9 protein-coding genes are annotated in these 14,674 nt (G+C 37.2%); 8 read left to right on the top strand and 1 reads right to left on the bottom strand.

Annotated elements, in window-relative coordinates; genetic code table 11:
- The first annotated feature begins 67 nt into the window (after positions 1–67).
- From FHG85_RS07680 to FHG85_RS07645, 8 genes are all read left to right on the top strand, one after another.
- On the top strand, positions 68–544 hold the full coding sequence (locus tag FHG85_RS07680) for a hypothetical protein (RefSeq protein ID WP_173074603.1): 477 nt from the start codon (positions 68–70) through the stop codon (positions 542–544).
- Positions 502–945 carry a GLPGLI family protein gene (locus FHG85_RS07675; protein ID WP_173076818.1) on the top strand — a complete coding sequence of 148 codons (444 nt, stop codon included), beginning with the start codon at positions 502–504 and terminating at the stop codon, positions 943–945. The genes FHG85_RS07680 and FHG85_RS07675 overlap by 43 nt, the downstream gene beginning before the upstream one ends.
- Before the next feature lie 52 nt (positions 946–997).
- Positions 998–3,658 carry a TonB-dependent receptor gene (locus FHG85_RS07670; protein ID WP_173074601.1) on the top strand — a complete coding sequence of 887 codons (2,661 nt, stop codon included), beginning with the start codon at positions 998–1,000 and terminating at the stop codon, positions 3,656–3,658.
- 271 nt (positions 3,659–3,929) lie between these two features.
- Entirely contained in the window at positions 3,930–5,336 is a 1,407-nt protein-coding gene (locus FHG85_RS07665) for a TonB-dependent receptor (RefSeq protein ID WP_173074599.1), read from the top strand.
- Positions 5,337–5,421: 85 nt separating this feature from the next.
- Positions 5,422–8,214 carry a 2-oxoglutarate dehydrogenase E1 component gene (locus FHG85_RS07660; protein ID WP_173074597.1) on the top strand — a complete coding sequence of 931 codons (2,793 nt, stop codon included), beginning with the start codon at positions 5,422–5,424 and terminating at the stop codon, positions 8,212–8,214.
- 22 nt (positions 8,215–8,236) lie between these two features.
- A complete protein-coding gene (gene odhB / locus FHG85_RS07655) occupies positions 8,237–9,502 on the top strand; it encodes a 2-oxoglutarate dehydrogenase complex dihydrolipoyllysine-residue succinyltransferase (RefSeq protein ID WP_173074595.1) in 1,266 nt (421 codons plus the stop codon).
- Between the two features lie 61 nt (positions 9,503–9,563).
- On the top strand, positions 9,564–9,887 hold the full coding sequence (locus FHG85_RS07650; protein WP_173074593.1) for a hypothetical protein: 324 nt from the start codon (positions 9,564–9,566) through the stop codon (positions 9,885–9,887).
- A gap of 155 nt (positions 9,888–10,042) precedes the next feature.
- Positions 10,043–12,196, top strand: coding sequence for a TonB-dependent receptor (locus tag FHG85_RS07645; RefSeq protein WP_173074591.1), 2,154 nt, complete (start codon positions 10,043–10,045; stop codon positions 12,194–12,196).
- Positions 12,197–12,269: 73 nt separating this feature from the next.
- On the opposite strand, the gene FHG85_RS07640 is transcribed toward FHG85_RS07645, so the two are convergent.
- Complete coding sequence (locus tag FHG85_RS07640) at positions 12,270–14,573, bottom strand: GAF domain-containing protein (protein ID WP_173074589.1); 2,304 nt, start codon at positions 14,571–14,573, stop codon at positions 12,270–12,272.
- Between the last annotated feature and the right edge of the window lie 101 nt (positions 14,574–14,674).

The following is a 14,674-nucleotide window of genomic DNA, read 5'->3' as shown; positions in this document are numbered from 1 at the left end:
CATCCCTTTAAAGAGTTATTGGTGAGTGTTTAAAAATAATTTGATTAGGTAATAAATAATTATGTGTATGAAATCAAATACATTTTTCTTCGTACTAATTAGTGTCTTTTTTTCAAATTTAATAGTAGCACAACCAGTTAACATTATTGGAAACATAGTATACGACTGTATTTGGACAAATACGTATCCCATTCAGGCTAAGGGGGAGCTTTGTTTCAACGGTGAAGTATCAAGTTTCATAGCAATTTCTGATTTTACTAAAAGCACAGATAGTAACAGCGAAAATGGGTTTGATAATGATAAATTTTCAATGGTTGAAAAATCACCCGGACATTTCACTATTATACGCAAGAGAGACCCTAATACCATGAAGGATTCCAAGAATGTCCCTTTTAATATTTTTATGGATATAAATAAAGGGGTAATATTCCAGCTAGTAAACGAAACAAGTTTTGCTTATGATAAAAAGTTAAGTCAACCTTTTTCTATTTATCCGAAGATATTGGAAAAATATCATGGAAAATTGAGCATGATACCAAAATAATTGGACGCTTCAAGTGCCAGAAAGCAACCTGCACCTTTAGGGGACGAGAATATTCGGTGTGGTTTACCCCCGATATCCCAGTTAGCTTTGGGCCATGGAAGCTATCTGGTTTACCCGGACTTATACTTGAGGCAGCTGACAAAAGAAGTGAAATTTTATTTCGTGCTGTTGAAATTAATCTGGGTGATGAAAAACATTGTGCAGTTAAACCTTTAAAGGAATACCCTGCTTTTTCATTAAAGGATTATGTTATGTGGCGTAGAGATCGATTTGAAAAGTTAAATGAGAAACTTAAACTTGATAATCAGGTTGTTAATGCTCGACAACCAGAAGACTTTCACATTAGCGAAAGTTCTTTTTCTTATCAACTTGTTGGATTAGAATTGGAGTACGAGTTTTAAGTGAAATTTTATATAAAATCAATGCAATTTCCCATTAAAAGTTCAAAATTTGATGGAAAAGGGGTTGTATCTTACTCTTTTGTTGCTAATTAGTAATCTGTGCATTGGTCAGAATATTGTTGAGGGGAGTGTCACCGATTCCCTTGGAAAACCAGTAACCCATGCTCAGGTAATACTCTACTCTGCAGCTGATTCGGCTATTATTACTTTTGCTTTTGTAGATGGTAGTGGTCATTACAGTATGACTACAAGTAGAAAAGGAAAATTCAGGATTGAGTTCAGGGCGCTGGGATTTGCAAGTTATGGTGAGTTGCTAACCTTTGAGGGTGATAGCTCTGTATCCATTAGGGTCAATGCGATTTTAAAAGAATCGCACTATGATATAAGCGAGGTTATAAAATATGGCGATAAGCCCATCACCATCAAAAAGGATACGGTTGTGTATAATGTTAAATCGTTTATCAATGGTTCTGAGCAGGTTGTAGAAGATGTCCTGAAAAAGTTACCAGGAATTGATGTGGATGATGCGGGAAAAGTAACTTACCATGGCAAAGAGGTGGAAAAGGTTATGGTTGAGGATAACGATTTCTTTGGAAAAGGATATCGTATGATTACCAAAAACGTTCATGCCAATGCCATTGAAAAGGTAGAAGCATTAAGTAACTACTCAGAAAATCCTCTTTTAAAAGAAATTGCCAGCACCGAGAAGGTTGCACTTAATTTAAAACTTAATCAAAACTCTTATGAAAAGATATATGGCAGAGTGAATTTGGGCTACAATACTATTAATGACCATAACATTAATACCTCGTTGATGAATTTTAATAAGAGGGTTAGTTCTCTTATTTTGGGAAATACAAATAGTTTAGGCTATAACCCGGTTGGGAGTTCTTATGAACTCTCAAATGCATTGGCGACAACTTCCGAGGAGGAGGTGAACGATTTTGATTTCCCGGACTTTATGATTAAGTTCGATGAGTATCGCCCTTTGCTAAAACGACAGCAGGTTAACGAGCTAAAATCAGAGATGGCTTCTGTAAACGAAGCCTTTAAAATATCGCCAAAAACTAAGTTGACAATCACATCGGTTTATAACAAATTAAACGACCTGTTTTTACTGAGTAAATATCAGATGTACAGTTTCGATACGATAAGTTTTACAAATATCGAAGAGTATAGGTATAATCAAACCGATAGAAGCACAATTGTAAAAGCTAAACTGGATAGCAGAATTAAAAGCAACTCGTTTTTGCAGTATAGCCTTTTGTTTTCTACTATTAAAAGGAGCAATTTCACTACTACCAATTTTAATCAGGTAAAAATTGACGAGCAACTTCCGGGTAGGCAGTACTTGCTAAAAACCAATCTTGCTTACACCATAAAGATTAGCAATAGGAGTTTAGTTCAACTTAAAGCTTTTGGTTATAGGGGTGCAATTAATGATGAGTATGAGCTTTCGCCATTACCCCCAAATAGTATTTCCACAAGCTGGACTTTAAACAACAAAGGGGCGCAAGGGGTGTCAAACGATTCATATATGCTTTTGGGTATAATCGGGTTTAAGCATAAAATAGATGATATATTGCTTTTTAATACCGAAGTAGGGGGAATAAAGAGCCAAAATAATATTAATAGCAATTTTTCAGTTTTTGACCTAAATCAAGGTGCTTCGGTTGATTATAATTTTTCCGGGCTAACTCGTTATAGTAGCAATAAACTTTTTTCAAAGACTAACGTTGTTTTTGGAACCGATAATCTTAACTTGAATGCTGGTGTCGTTGGGGAGATTATTTCATGTGTTGAGGGTATAAGTGGCTTTAAAACCAGTAAACATTTTATTTTACCACAACTTGAATTTAAATGGCGCGTTAATAGACTCAGTACGGTTAACCTGTTTTACAGTTCTAAAGCTACCCCAGTTCCTTATAATCAGGTTGTCAATAATTACATCTTAAAAAGGAATAATTATATGTATAAAGGGTTATCACCCAAAGTTTTAAGCATGTATATTTGGGGCGGTAGCTATATGCTGGGTAGCGTGAATACCCGTTTCTTTTTAAATAGTAGCTTAATGTACATGTATGAACCTGAGTTTATTGGCCAGAATAGTTTGCTTTCACCTAATCTTATTATAACTATAGACACAGTTGCTAAGAATCGTACCTCTTTTATGAGCAATATTGAATTAAACTATTTTATAAAGTTATTACGTACAAATGTTAAGTTTACATACCTAAATTACACTTACGAGTATATTAATTTTCTTTATGGCCAAGCGCAAAGAAATAAGAGTGTGAGTACAACAACAGGTATAGAGTTGCGCTCATCGTTCTACTCTTTTTTTAACTTTCACTTGGGATATTCAATTACTCAAGGTAGAATGGTTAGTAACAAAAGCAAACAAAGTTTTTACGATAGATTATTTTGCAATCTCTATTTAAAGCCAAATGATAGAATTTCATTTGAGATGCTTGGAGAGGTATATGGCAATCAAAATAGTATGTTTAATTTTAGTTCAAATAGCTATCTCTTTTTGAGCAGTAGGCTTACTTATAATTTTAACAAAAGCGGATGGTCATTTTCAATAGATGGGTTTAACCTATTTGATAGGAGATTATATCATTTGGCTTTAGTGTCGGAATATTACTATAGTACAACGAGTTACTACCTCGTTCCCCGGTATCTAATGGCATCTGTATCGTTCAGATTTTAATTCTCCTGTTTACTTTTTGCGATTGGCTCTAATTAGAGCCTACCACATCTCACATTAACCTAAATATATTAAGGAGGTGCATTTGTTTTGTGTTTCCGTGCTGTATATCAATAGTTAGCTATGCGTTGGTGTTCTTAAATAGCGGGTATAAGTTTCACTAAAAAGCATTCATTCAAATGGTCATTTAAAGTTAGTTCTGCTTATCCCAATTATTTTACATATCGTTTGAACAAAATAGCTATTTTCCCTATTTTTATAGAAAAACCTTTTCATGGAACGTGAGATTCTAACAACCAAACGAAAAGCATTAGCTATTAACCTTGACCCAACATTTTATGGAACCATTGCCGAGATAGGAGGCGGGCAGGAGGTGGCACGCGCTTTTTTTCAGGCAGGTGGTGCATCGGGTACTATAGCCAAAACCATTTCAGCATACGACAAAGTTTTTAGCGATTATCTATACAGCAAAGGCGACAAAGGACGTTATGTTTGCCTTAAAAGACTCCAGCAGATGCTTGCTGCAGAATATGAGCAGCTTATTGATGTGTTGGGTGCAAATCGAGAGGCTAATAAGCGATACTTTGTATTTGCTAACACTGTTGAAACGCTCAACTTCAAAAAAAACAACCAGGGGCATGGTTGGCTTGGTGTAAGGTTTGAACTTACTAAGCCTGGAGAACCTAACGAGGTTGTAATTCATGTTCGGTTAAACGAAAACGATGGTGTGTTACAGCAATACACACTTGGTACTCTGGGAGTGAACCTTATCTATGCATGTTTTTACTTTTACGATAATCCCACGCTTTTCCTTCAGTCGTTGATGGATAACTTGGATACAGATAGGGTGGAAATTACAATGGCACGAATGGAAGGACCCGACCTTAACTATGTTGATAATAGACTTTTAGGCGTACAGCTAGTTAAGAATGGGATGACACCAGCCATCTTTTTTGATAGATATGGAAACGTGCAGGAGCCCGATGATATGCTTTATAAAAAAAATGCAATTGTGCTTCGAGGACGGTTTAGACCGATTACCTATGTGGGTTTCGATATTCTTAAATCGTCCTACTCTCATTTTAAAAACAATCCCGATTTTAGCCCAAGTAATACTTTACAGATTTGTGAAATAACTCTTAACAATCTTCTTGAAGAGGGCCACCTTAAAGAGCGTGACTTTTTGGACAGAGTTGATTTACTAAATGGGATGGGGCAGAATGTGCTCATCTCAAGTTTTAAGGAGTTTTATAAACTAGTTGCCTATTTTGGTAGGTTCAAGCATAAAAATTTACGCATAGTGATGGGGGTTCCTACCTTTGTTAAGGTTATGGATAAATCCTATTACTCAAATCTACATGGGGGCTTACTCGAAGCTGTTGGTAAAATGTTTCCAGAGCGCACCAAGTTTTATATCTATCCAGCATTAGATAAAAAGACAGGAAGCATCATGAATGTAGATAATCTTTCGTTTCCCAATGATGTAAATCATGTTTATCGTTATCTTTTAGATAATAAGCTAATTGTGAAACTGACGGATGTTAAGAAAGAATGGCTTAACATTTCATCCGATGAGGTGCTTCGCTTTATTCAAACTAACCAGATAACGTGGGAAAATATGGTTCCAAAATATGTGGTTAAAACAATTAAGAGTAAAAAGCTTTTTGGCTATTCGGGTTGAGATGATTGAAAATTAGTAAAAAATGAACCTAATTCTTGAACTTTACGGTGTGTTCGATGTTGGTTAATGCAAAATTTAGTTCGATATGGAAGATTTCTTGGGAAATATAGACCCTAAAACATTAGAAGAGTTATACCAATCATGGAAAATTAACCCCCACTCAGTTGATGAGGGATGGCAAAAGTTCTTCATGGGATTCGATTTTGCCTTATCGGATACCTTTGGCCAAGGGTCAACTTTGTCGGATTTGGAATTTAAGGTGATTAAGCTCATTGAAGCATATCGCTTGAGAGGTCATCTTTTTACAAAAACAAATCCTGTAAGAGCCCGAAGAGAGTATAAGCCAACACTTGATATTGAAAATTTTGGGTTAGAGCAGAAACATTTAAAATTAAAATTCAAAGCAGGAGAGCTAATTGGTTTATCCAATGCTACCCTTTCCGATATAATTGAACGCCTTAATCGTATTTATTGCAGCAGTATTGGTGTTGAATACATGTATTTGCGTGAGCCAAAGCTTATTAATTGGATTCAAGAACGGGTTGAGCCTACGCTAAACCATACTGAATTCACCGCTAAGGAAAAAAAACATATTCTATACCATCTTATTGCTGCAGTTGGGTTTGAGCAATTTATTCATAAAAAGTTTATTGGTCAAAAGCGATTCTCGCTTGAGGGGCTTGAGGCCCTAATACCAGCCCTAGATGCTACAATTGAGCATGGGGCAGAGCAGGGGGCAAGGGAGTTTGTTATTGGGATGGCTCATAGGGGCAGGCTTAATGTTATTACCAATATCATGCAAAAACCTTTCAATGAGATTTTTGCTGAGTTCATAGGTGAATCTTACGATGATGAATCAACACTAGGCGATGTTAAGTATCACCTTGGTTATAGCAATACAGTTGAGACCGATTATGGTAAAAAAGTTCGATTACATTTAGTTCCTAACCCCTCGCACCTTGAAACTGTTGGACCAGTTGCCGAGGGTATTGCACGTGCTCGAATTGACGATGAGCATAGTGGCGATGTTAAGAGCTTAATCCCCATAGTTATTCATGGCGATGCGGCTGTTGCTGCTCAAGGCGTTGTTTACGAAACCATTCAGATGTCTAGGCTAAAGGGGTATAGTACTGGGGGAACCATTCATATCGTGCTAAACAATCAGGTGGGATTCACTACAAACTATACCGATGCACGAAGTAGCACCTACTCAACCGATGTGGCTAAGGTTACGCTATCGCCAGTTTTTCATGTTAATGCCGATGACCCCGAAGCGTTACTTCATGTAATTAGGTTAGCTGTTGATTTTCGCCAAACATTCCATCGAGATGTATTTATTGACCTTTTGGGCTATCGTAAGTACGGACATAACGAGGGCGATGAACCCCGATTTACTCAACCGCTCCTTTACGAACTCATTTCAAAGCATCCAAACGTAAGGGATATCTACACAAAATATTTGATAGAATCAAAGTTTATTAGTTCTATCGAGGCAAAGCAAATGCAAGAACAGTATAATGATTTGCTAGAAAAGCATTTTGCTAAGGCCAAAGAGAACCCTAAAATTAAGATTAAGCACTTTTTGCCCGAAAAGTGGAATGCATATAGGTATTCCCAAAGTAGCGATTTTGAGGAATCGCCACAAACGGGAGTATCGGCCGATATTATTGAAAATGTTGCCAAGTTAATAACTGACATTCCTGAGGGAATCCCTCTTTTTAAGAAGTTGATAAAAATAATTGATGAACGAAAAAAGAATTACAATGATGGCAAAGTTGATTGGGCTATGGCAGAGCTTTTAGCCTATGGAACTTTGATTTATGAAGGTCACAATGTTAGGTTAAGCGGACAAGATTCTGAAAGGGGAACATTTTCGCATAGGCATTCAGCATACTCAATTCAGGGAACGGAAGAAAAGTACTATCCGCTGCAACTCATACCTAACGCAAAATTTTCCGTTTACAATAGTTTGCTTTCAGAATATGGGGTTTTAGGATTTGAATATGGTTATTCCGTAGCTCTCCCTGAGGGATTAACCATTTGGGAGGCGCAATTTGGCGATTTTCATAATGTTGCCCAGGTAATAATTGACCAGTACTTAAGTTCTGCCGAGGATAAGTGGGGATTGCAATCGGGTTTAGTGTTGCTATTACCACACGGATTCGAGGGGCAAGGCCCTGAGCACTCTAGCGCAAGAATAGAACGATTTCTTACCCTTGCAGCTCGAAACAACATGCAGATTGTAAACGCAACTACGCCTGCAAATTTCTTTCATGCGCTTCGTCGTCAATTGAAGCGTGATTTTAGAACACCTTTGGTGGTATTCACACCTAAAAGTATTCTTCGTCATCCTAAAAATGTATCCCTGGTTAAGGAACTTGAAAATGGTAGTTTTCAAGAGGTTATCGACGATAATAAAGTAAATGAATCGGCTGTGTCTAGGGTTGTTTTTTGTAGCGGGAAAATATACTACGACCTTCTTCAGCGCAAGGAGGAACTTGATGTAGATGATATCGCCTTAGTCCGAATTGAACAGCTTTACCCATTTCCCAAAAGCCAGGTGGATAGAGTTTTAGATAGATACCCTAATACCAAAAAATGGCTTTGGATACAGGAAGAACCCAAAAATATGGGTGCTTGGAATTTTGTTAAGGAGTTTTTCGATGATGTTCCCATTGAGGTTATTTCCCGTGAGGCTAGTGGTAGTCCTGCGGTTGGATTAAGTAAGATTCATTCCTTGGAACAGGCTGAAATTATAACAAAAGTATTCAGGCCATGTACTTGCGAGTTGAAGAATAAGTACTGTGGATTGCAATGTGAGGAGGGCTCAAAGCGTTTTGAGAGAAAGAAACAGTTTGAGTATTTGGATAACAAGTAGTTGAAATAAAAAAATATTTTTTATGAAGATAGATGTAAAAATTCCTTCGCCAGGCGAGTCGATAACCGAAGTTGAACTGACTAAATGGTTAGTTTCCAATGGTGATATAGTTGAAAAGGATCAAGAGATTGCAGAGGTAGAATCCGAAAAAGCCACACTGCCCATAATAGCACCTGAAGCTGGTAAAATAGAATTAGTAGTTGATGAGGGCTCAACAATGAGCGTTAACCAAATATGCTGCTATATCGATACATCATTTTCAGCCTCAACTGAGAGCAAACCAGAACAGGTTGATAATTCAACAGAACATTCTAAAACCTCAAAAGCAGAACAATCCAAAGAAAAACCTAAGGAACAGGATAAGGATGAAATACATGTTACAAGTGGAATTAAGGTAACGCCACTTGCAAAAAAGAAAATGGAAGAGAGTAGTTTAAACATCGATGATATTATAAAGGGGTTAAGGCGCATTACTGCTGCTGATGTTGATTTGGCAAAGCAAGAACTCTCTAATTCGTCTGGTAGTTCTGAAATTGTAGAAAAGGCTAAAGATCAGGATAGAGGTTTAGAACGTAAGCCCATGTCGCAGCTACGTAAAAAAGTTAGCGAGCGTTTAGTTACTGCAAAAAATACTACTGCCATGCTAACCACTTTCAACGAGGTTGACATGAGCAGGGTACAGGAAATAAGGGCTAAATACCAAAAGGATTTTCAGGAGAAGTATGGCGTTAAGTTAGGCTTAATGTCGTTTTTTGTCCGTGCTGCAGTTGAAGCCCTAAAACTTCATCCCATGACCAACTCCATGATTGTTGGAGAGGATATTGTTACTCCAAACTACATCGACATGGGCATTGCTGTTCAAACCCCTAAAGGGCTAATGGTTCCAGTAATTCGAGATGCCCAGAAAATGAGTTTTGCCGATATCGAAAAGGAAATTCTTCGTCTCGCAACTAAAGCAAGGGAAGGCCGTATAACTCTTGATGAGCTAAATGGTGGCACTTTTACCATTACCAACGGTGGTATTTTTGGCTCGATGCTCTCAACTCCCATTATTAACTATCCGCAATCGGCCATTTTGGGTATGCATAATATTGTTGAGCGTCCGGTTGCTGTTAATGGCAGGGTAGAGATAAGGCCAATTATGTATGTGGCCCTGTCGTACGACCATAGGATTATCGACGGGAAGGATTCCGCTGCTTTCCTGATGGACATTAAACGAATGGTCGAAAATCCCGAAAAGCTACTCTTTAGTGGCGATGAACCTGTAAAAAAACTTATCGGATTATAAGTTTAATGCTGGTTATTCATAGTATTAAATAATATATTTGCTATGTAAAAAAACACAACTAATGTTTTTTGTTGGATTTGGTGGTCAACTTATTACAATATTATTAACGGTAGCGATTCCGTTTGTTCTCTTATTTTCTGGTACTAGTAAAGAGTTTACTGTTAATCAATCATCTCAGGTTACCAAAGTTGAGTTGAAGGTTAGCAGGCAAATAGAAGTAGTTAATAATACTCCTGTTATACTCAATGCTCAACATTCAGATCTACAGAAGATTAAATCTCTTTTTTTCTTATTGCCAGGGGAACTCATAACAGATGATTCTTTTTGTAACCCATTATATCTTTTCATTGGCGCTTCTGGTAACAAGGCACCTCCTTCTCTATAAATCCTCATTGTTTCTCAGCTAAGAAAAGCTGATATTAAGCGAAGGTGATAAATAATCATTAACACGTAAAGTGTTTTTATTGCCCTCGTCAATAGCATATTGATGCTTATTATTCAAAATCTATTACACAAATAAATCAAACTAAAACTTTTTTTATGGATAAGAAAGTCTTAAGTACCATTACCTTGGTATTTATCATACAACTATTTGCATACAGCTTGTTTGCACAAACAGTTATTTCGGGAAGGGTTGTTGATTCTAATGGCAATCCCATATCAGGTGCCAATGTTGTAATCAAAAACACTACACTTGGTACGGCAACCGATAACAATGGAGAATTTAAGCTATCAGTCCCTTTAAATGGATATATTACTATTCGAGTTAGTTTTTTTGGCTATGGTACAGTTGAAAGGATTATTAATTCAACAAATGAGGTTTCCGGATTAGAGTTTGTTTTGAAAGAGACTCCCATTGATATGAATGCAGTTGTAGTTACCGGAACTCGTTCCGAGAAGACAATGAAAAGTACTCCAGTTCTTACTCAGGCTGTTTTAGCACAAGAAATTGAAAGGCGTGGAGCACAGAATATTGTTGAGGCTTTGGAAATGACGATACCAGGTATTGAATTTTCTAGCCAAGCCCAGGGCAAGTCTCTTTCACTACAGGGTATTGATCCTCAGTATGTGGTATTTTTAGTTAATGGTGAACGACTTGCCGGTGATACTTATGGCGATATTGATTATAGTAGAATTGGATTGGCTAATATTGAAAGAATTGAGGTTGTAAAAGGTGCAAGTTCTACATTATATGGCTCAAATGCGCTAGGGGGAGTGGTAAATATCATCACTAAATATCCTGTTGAAAGGTTTAGCCTGTCTGCTTCTTCGCTTATGTCGAAATATAACACACAGAACTATCGCCTATCAACGGGTCTTCGACAGGGAAAATTATCTTCTTTAACCTCTGTGAACTTTGACAAAACCGATGGTTACGACCTTTTAGAAGGTAATTCGTATCGTACTCAGGAAAAAGAAGATGCGTTGGTGCTAGATGAAAGGTTGTCTTACGCTTTGAGTAGTCACCTACAACTTGAAGGTAACGTTTCATTTATGAACAAGAATAGGGAGAACACATCACCCGACCTGTATGATAGAAGCAATAAGGACTTTACTTATGGCTTAAAAGGAACATGGCTTTTAAACGATGAAAGCAATGTTACCTTAAGCTGGCATTCCGACAATTATCAACTTTTTGATAAAGTTCCAACAGTCAATGAGCTTGATAATTATGACTTGCAAAACGTTTACGATAATCTGTACAACAATGCAAGGCTACAAGGCAACTTAAAAATAAATAGCTGGAACAAGTTAATAGTTGGAACAGAGTACCTTCAGGAGAAGTTGACTGCCTCGCGTAATAATATTGATAATAAAACAAACACCGATTATATCATTTATGCTCAGGAAGATTTACAGTTTTTTAAAAGATTAAATCTATTGGCTGGTGCCCGTGCAAATCATAATTCTGTTTATGGGTGGCAGATAACGCCACAGTTTTCGGCTATGTACAAGTTACTGGATTTTACTTTTAGAGGTTCTGTTAGTCGAGGATATAAAACCCCATCATTGAAAGAAAAATATATGAACTTTCAGATACCTGCACCTGGGCCACCTATGTTTTTGGTCGGGAATGAGAATCTAGAACCTGAGAAATCGTTTTACACCTCTTTGTCTGCTGAATATAGCAATTCGAGGATTTCTGTATCTGTTATTGCGTACCACAATAAAATTGAAGATATGATTACCGAGGATCTTGATTCCTACGTCGTTAAACCAGGTGGGATTATTGAATATAGATACGAGAATCTAAAAAATGTGAGTGTGAAAGGAGTCGATTTGTACTTGAAAGCTAGAATAATAAAAAATCTTCTGTTTACATCAACCGCAACTTTGTCTAAAAAGATCGATGAAATTACAGGCGAAGAGTTTAAAAATGTAAGGAACTTCACAGGTAAGTTCAGCATGGATTATGGTATAAAACGTGGAAAGTATCGGTTTGATGCAAATCTTCAGTGTAATATCTACGGAAAAAAATCGATTAGTTTAATGGATGAGGTTACACATCAGGTAAACGATTTGGACCTTGAGCAGTTCTCGCTTTGGCGATTAACTACTGTACATACTCTTAATAATAGTTACATTATTCGTTTAGGTGTCGACAATATTTTTGATTATGTTGATTCCTCTGGTGGATATAATACAGGTACCCCAGGACGAACATTCTTTTTAGGTTTAGGAGTTAGAATCTAAAGGGATAAAGTTTCAAGTAAAATATAAGTGAAAAAACAGGGTGAAAATTCATTCACCCTGTTCAATTTTTTTACTACTTAAACTCTTTATCGTCAAAGGCAAGTTTCATTATCTTATAAACCTTACCATCACTATCCTTAACAGGAATATAGGTCTCAAGGAAATGATATGTTTTGCCCTTCCATTTTACAGTGGCTTTAACCTTTTTGCTAACGCCTGCCTTAAGATTATCCCAGAAGGAGCCGTACTCTTTTTTCTGTTCGGCAGAGAGTTCTAGGTTATCGCTATGATGAGTGCCAATTATTTGTTCCTTTGGAACCCCTACAAATTGTACAAAGGCATCGTTTACACTGATAATATTACCGTTAAGATCGTACTCAATAACATAGGCAGAGTTGTGGATGGAACTTATAAACTCTTCAATTTCAGCAGATTTGCGTTCAACCTCTTCTTGGGTTGCTTGGAGCTCCTCCATGTTCTGACGCATCTCCTCCTCTTGAGCTTTCATCTCCTCGGCTTGCATTTGCGATTGCTCTAGTAGCATTTTGGTGCGAGCATTTATTTTAACCGAAAGAATGGTTGACGCTATGCTCTCTGCTATCTTCTCAATGAAATCTACTTCGTGTTGCTCTAGCACCTTAAACGAGGCCATCTCAATTACACCTAGAACCTCTTCTTCATGTTTAAGTGGTACTAGTATTACACACCGAGGATTAGCATCGCCTAACCCAGAAGTAATGTTTACATAATCATCGGGCACATCGGTTAAAAAGATTGTTTCTTTTTCAAGCGCACAGGCACCAACAAGACCTTCGCCCTTTTCTATTTTTTTGGTTATATATTTCTTGCGGTCCCAGGCAAATGCCGAAACTAGCTCAAAATGTTCATCCGATTTGTCCTCATCGTTCCATAAAAATATTCCACCTTGATTTGCACCAACGTATTTTACAAGGGCGGCAATAACAGTATCGCAAAGTTTTTGGAGGTCGTTGTTGTTCTGGCGTAAAATCTCTCCAAATTTTGCATAACCTTCGTTTGCCCAAGAGCGTTTTTGATCTTCAATCTTTCTTTTTTGCTCTTCTTCTGCAGCTTTTTTAAGACTGTCGCGCATGTGAATCAAGGATTTACCTAATACATCCTTGTCACTCAGCAATTCTAGGTAGGTTGAATAGTTCCCACTTCCTATTTCATTGGCAAATGTAGTTTTGTGCTCAATGCCATCAATGGTTGTGTTCAAAGCCAGAGCCATCTCTTCTATTTCATCGCCTGTATTAATATCAACCTTTAAATCTTCCGAAACTTCACCTTTTGCCATTCGTTTTAAAATGCCTGTAACTCTCTTTATTGGTTTGGTTAGGTTGTCGGAAACTATGAGAAGAACAATAACAATTAAAATTAAGCCAGCAATACTTACGAACAGTGATACGTAAAGAGTTTTTTTAGCCTTTGCCATTATCACATCCATAGGGACAGATAGGGCGAGCGACCAGGGAGACTTGATTTTTCCTGCAATAATGGGAGAATAACAAATCAAATGTTGCTTCCCAAACTCGTCCTTAGTAATGTAGTAAAACTCTTCACCTTTGGCTATGCGCTCAGTAACGTTTTCTTTTTCATCCTCATTTTTTAGGACTTCATTAAATTTTTTACTTAAAAACTCTTTGTTTGGATGTGCGGCAATTATTCCTTCATTTGATATTAAATATGCATAACTTCCTGCTACTGGTTTTATCTCAGAAATCATTGCTTGTAAGCTTTCTAGGCTAACATCAGAAGCTATCATTCCACAGTATTTATCATCAACATAGATTGGGGAGTCATAGGTTATCATTAGCTTAACATCCGACTTTCCTGTAGTGACCTGATCAACATATGGTTCCCACACTGCTTCTTCACCAAGAGTTTTGTAACGCCCATAGATTGGTGGGTCGCCTTCCATACTCCGCTCATCATACAGCCATTTTAACTCCTTGCCTTCCCGCCAGGTAGTTATTACAAATCGCCCATAATCTTTCTCATATCCAGGAACAAACTGCTTGTACTCCCAGCTGTCCCATAACGAGTAGATTTCAGGATTTGCTTTTAGAACAGGCATATACATGTCAAGAAAAAGTTTTTTCCACTGTTCGTGAGGCATCGTTTGGTATATGGAAAACGCTTGAGATAGAGTACGTACTATTGTTAGCTCCTTTTCAAAGATTCTTGAAACCTCTTTTGCCGATACTTTTGCGGTTAGCTGGGTTTTGGCTATGGCATCATTGTAAACACTTGTGCGCGATTGCCAAAGCATGTATCCTACTGTAACAATGTAAAGAATAGCAACTACACTAAGTATGTACAATAAAATTTTCTGACGTATCTTTAACTTGCGCTTCATGGGAACAATTTTTTTGTTAAACATATATCATTTTTGACAAAATTGCAATGATATCGTTTAAATAATTGGTTATTTAAACTTATTGTAGCCTTTTCTGTCAA

This window comes from Tenuifilum thalassicum (genome assembly GCF_013265555.1).
GTDB classification, from domain to species: domain Bacteria; phylum Bacteroidota; class Bacteroidia; order Bacteroidales; family Tenuifilaceae; genus Tenuifilum; species Tenuifilum thalassicum.
The sequence above is the reverse complement of the archived record's forward strand: the minus strand, read 5'-3'. Positions and strand labels throughout refer to the sequence as shown.

What these genes read in the sequence shown, in the direction of transcription:
- FHG85_RS07680 (WP_173074603.1), top strand. Translation starts at nt 68, where the DNA reads ATGAAATCAAATACATTTTTCTTCGTACTAATTAGTGTCTTTTTTTCA.
- FHG85_RS07670 (WP_173074601.1), top strand. Translation starts at nt 998, where the DNA reads ATGGAAAAGGGGTTGTATCTTACTCTTTTGTTGCTAATTAGTAATCTG.
- FHG85_RS07665 (WP_173074599.1), top strand. Translation starts at nt 3,930, where the DNA reads ATGGAACGTGAGATTCTAACAACCAAACGAAAAGCATTAGCTATTAAC.
- FHG85_RS07660 (WP_173074597.1), top strand. Translation starts at nt 5,422, where the DNA reads ATGGAAGATTTCTTGGGAAATATAGACCCTAAAACATTAGAAGAGTTA.
- odhB (WP_173074595.1), top strand. Translation starts at nt 8,237, where the DNA reads ATGAAGATAGATGTAAAAATTCCTTCGCCAGGCGAGTCGATAACCGAA.
- FHG85_RS07650 (WP_173074593.1), top strand. Translation starts at nt 9,564, where the DNA reads ATGTTTTTTGTTGGATTTGGTGGTCAACTTATTACAATATTATTAACG.
- FHG85_RS07645 (WP_173074591.1), top strand. Translation starts at nt 10,043, where the DNA reads ATGGATAAGAAAGTCTTAAGTACCATTACCTTGGTATTTATCATACAA.
- FHG85_RS07640 (WP_173074589.1), bottom strand. Translation starts at nt 14,573, where the DNA reads ATGAAGCGCAAGTTAAAGATACGTCAGAAAATTTTATTGTACATACTT.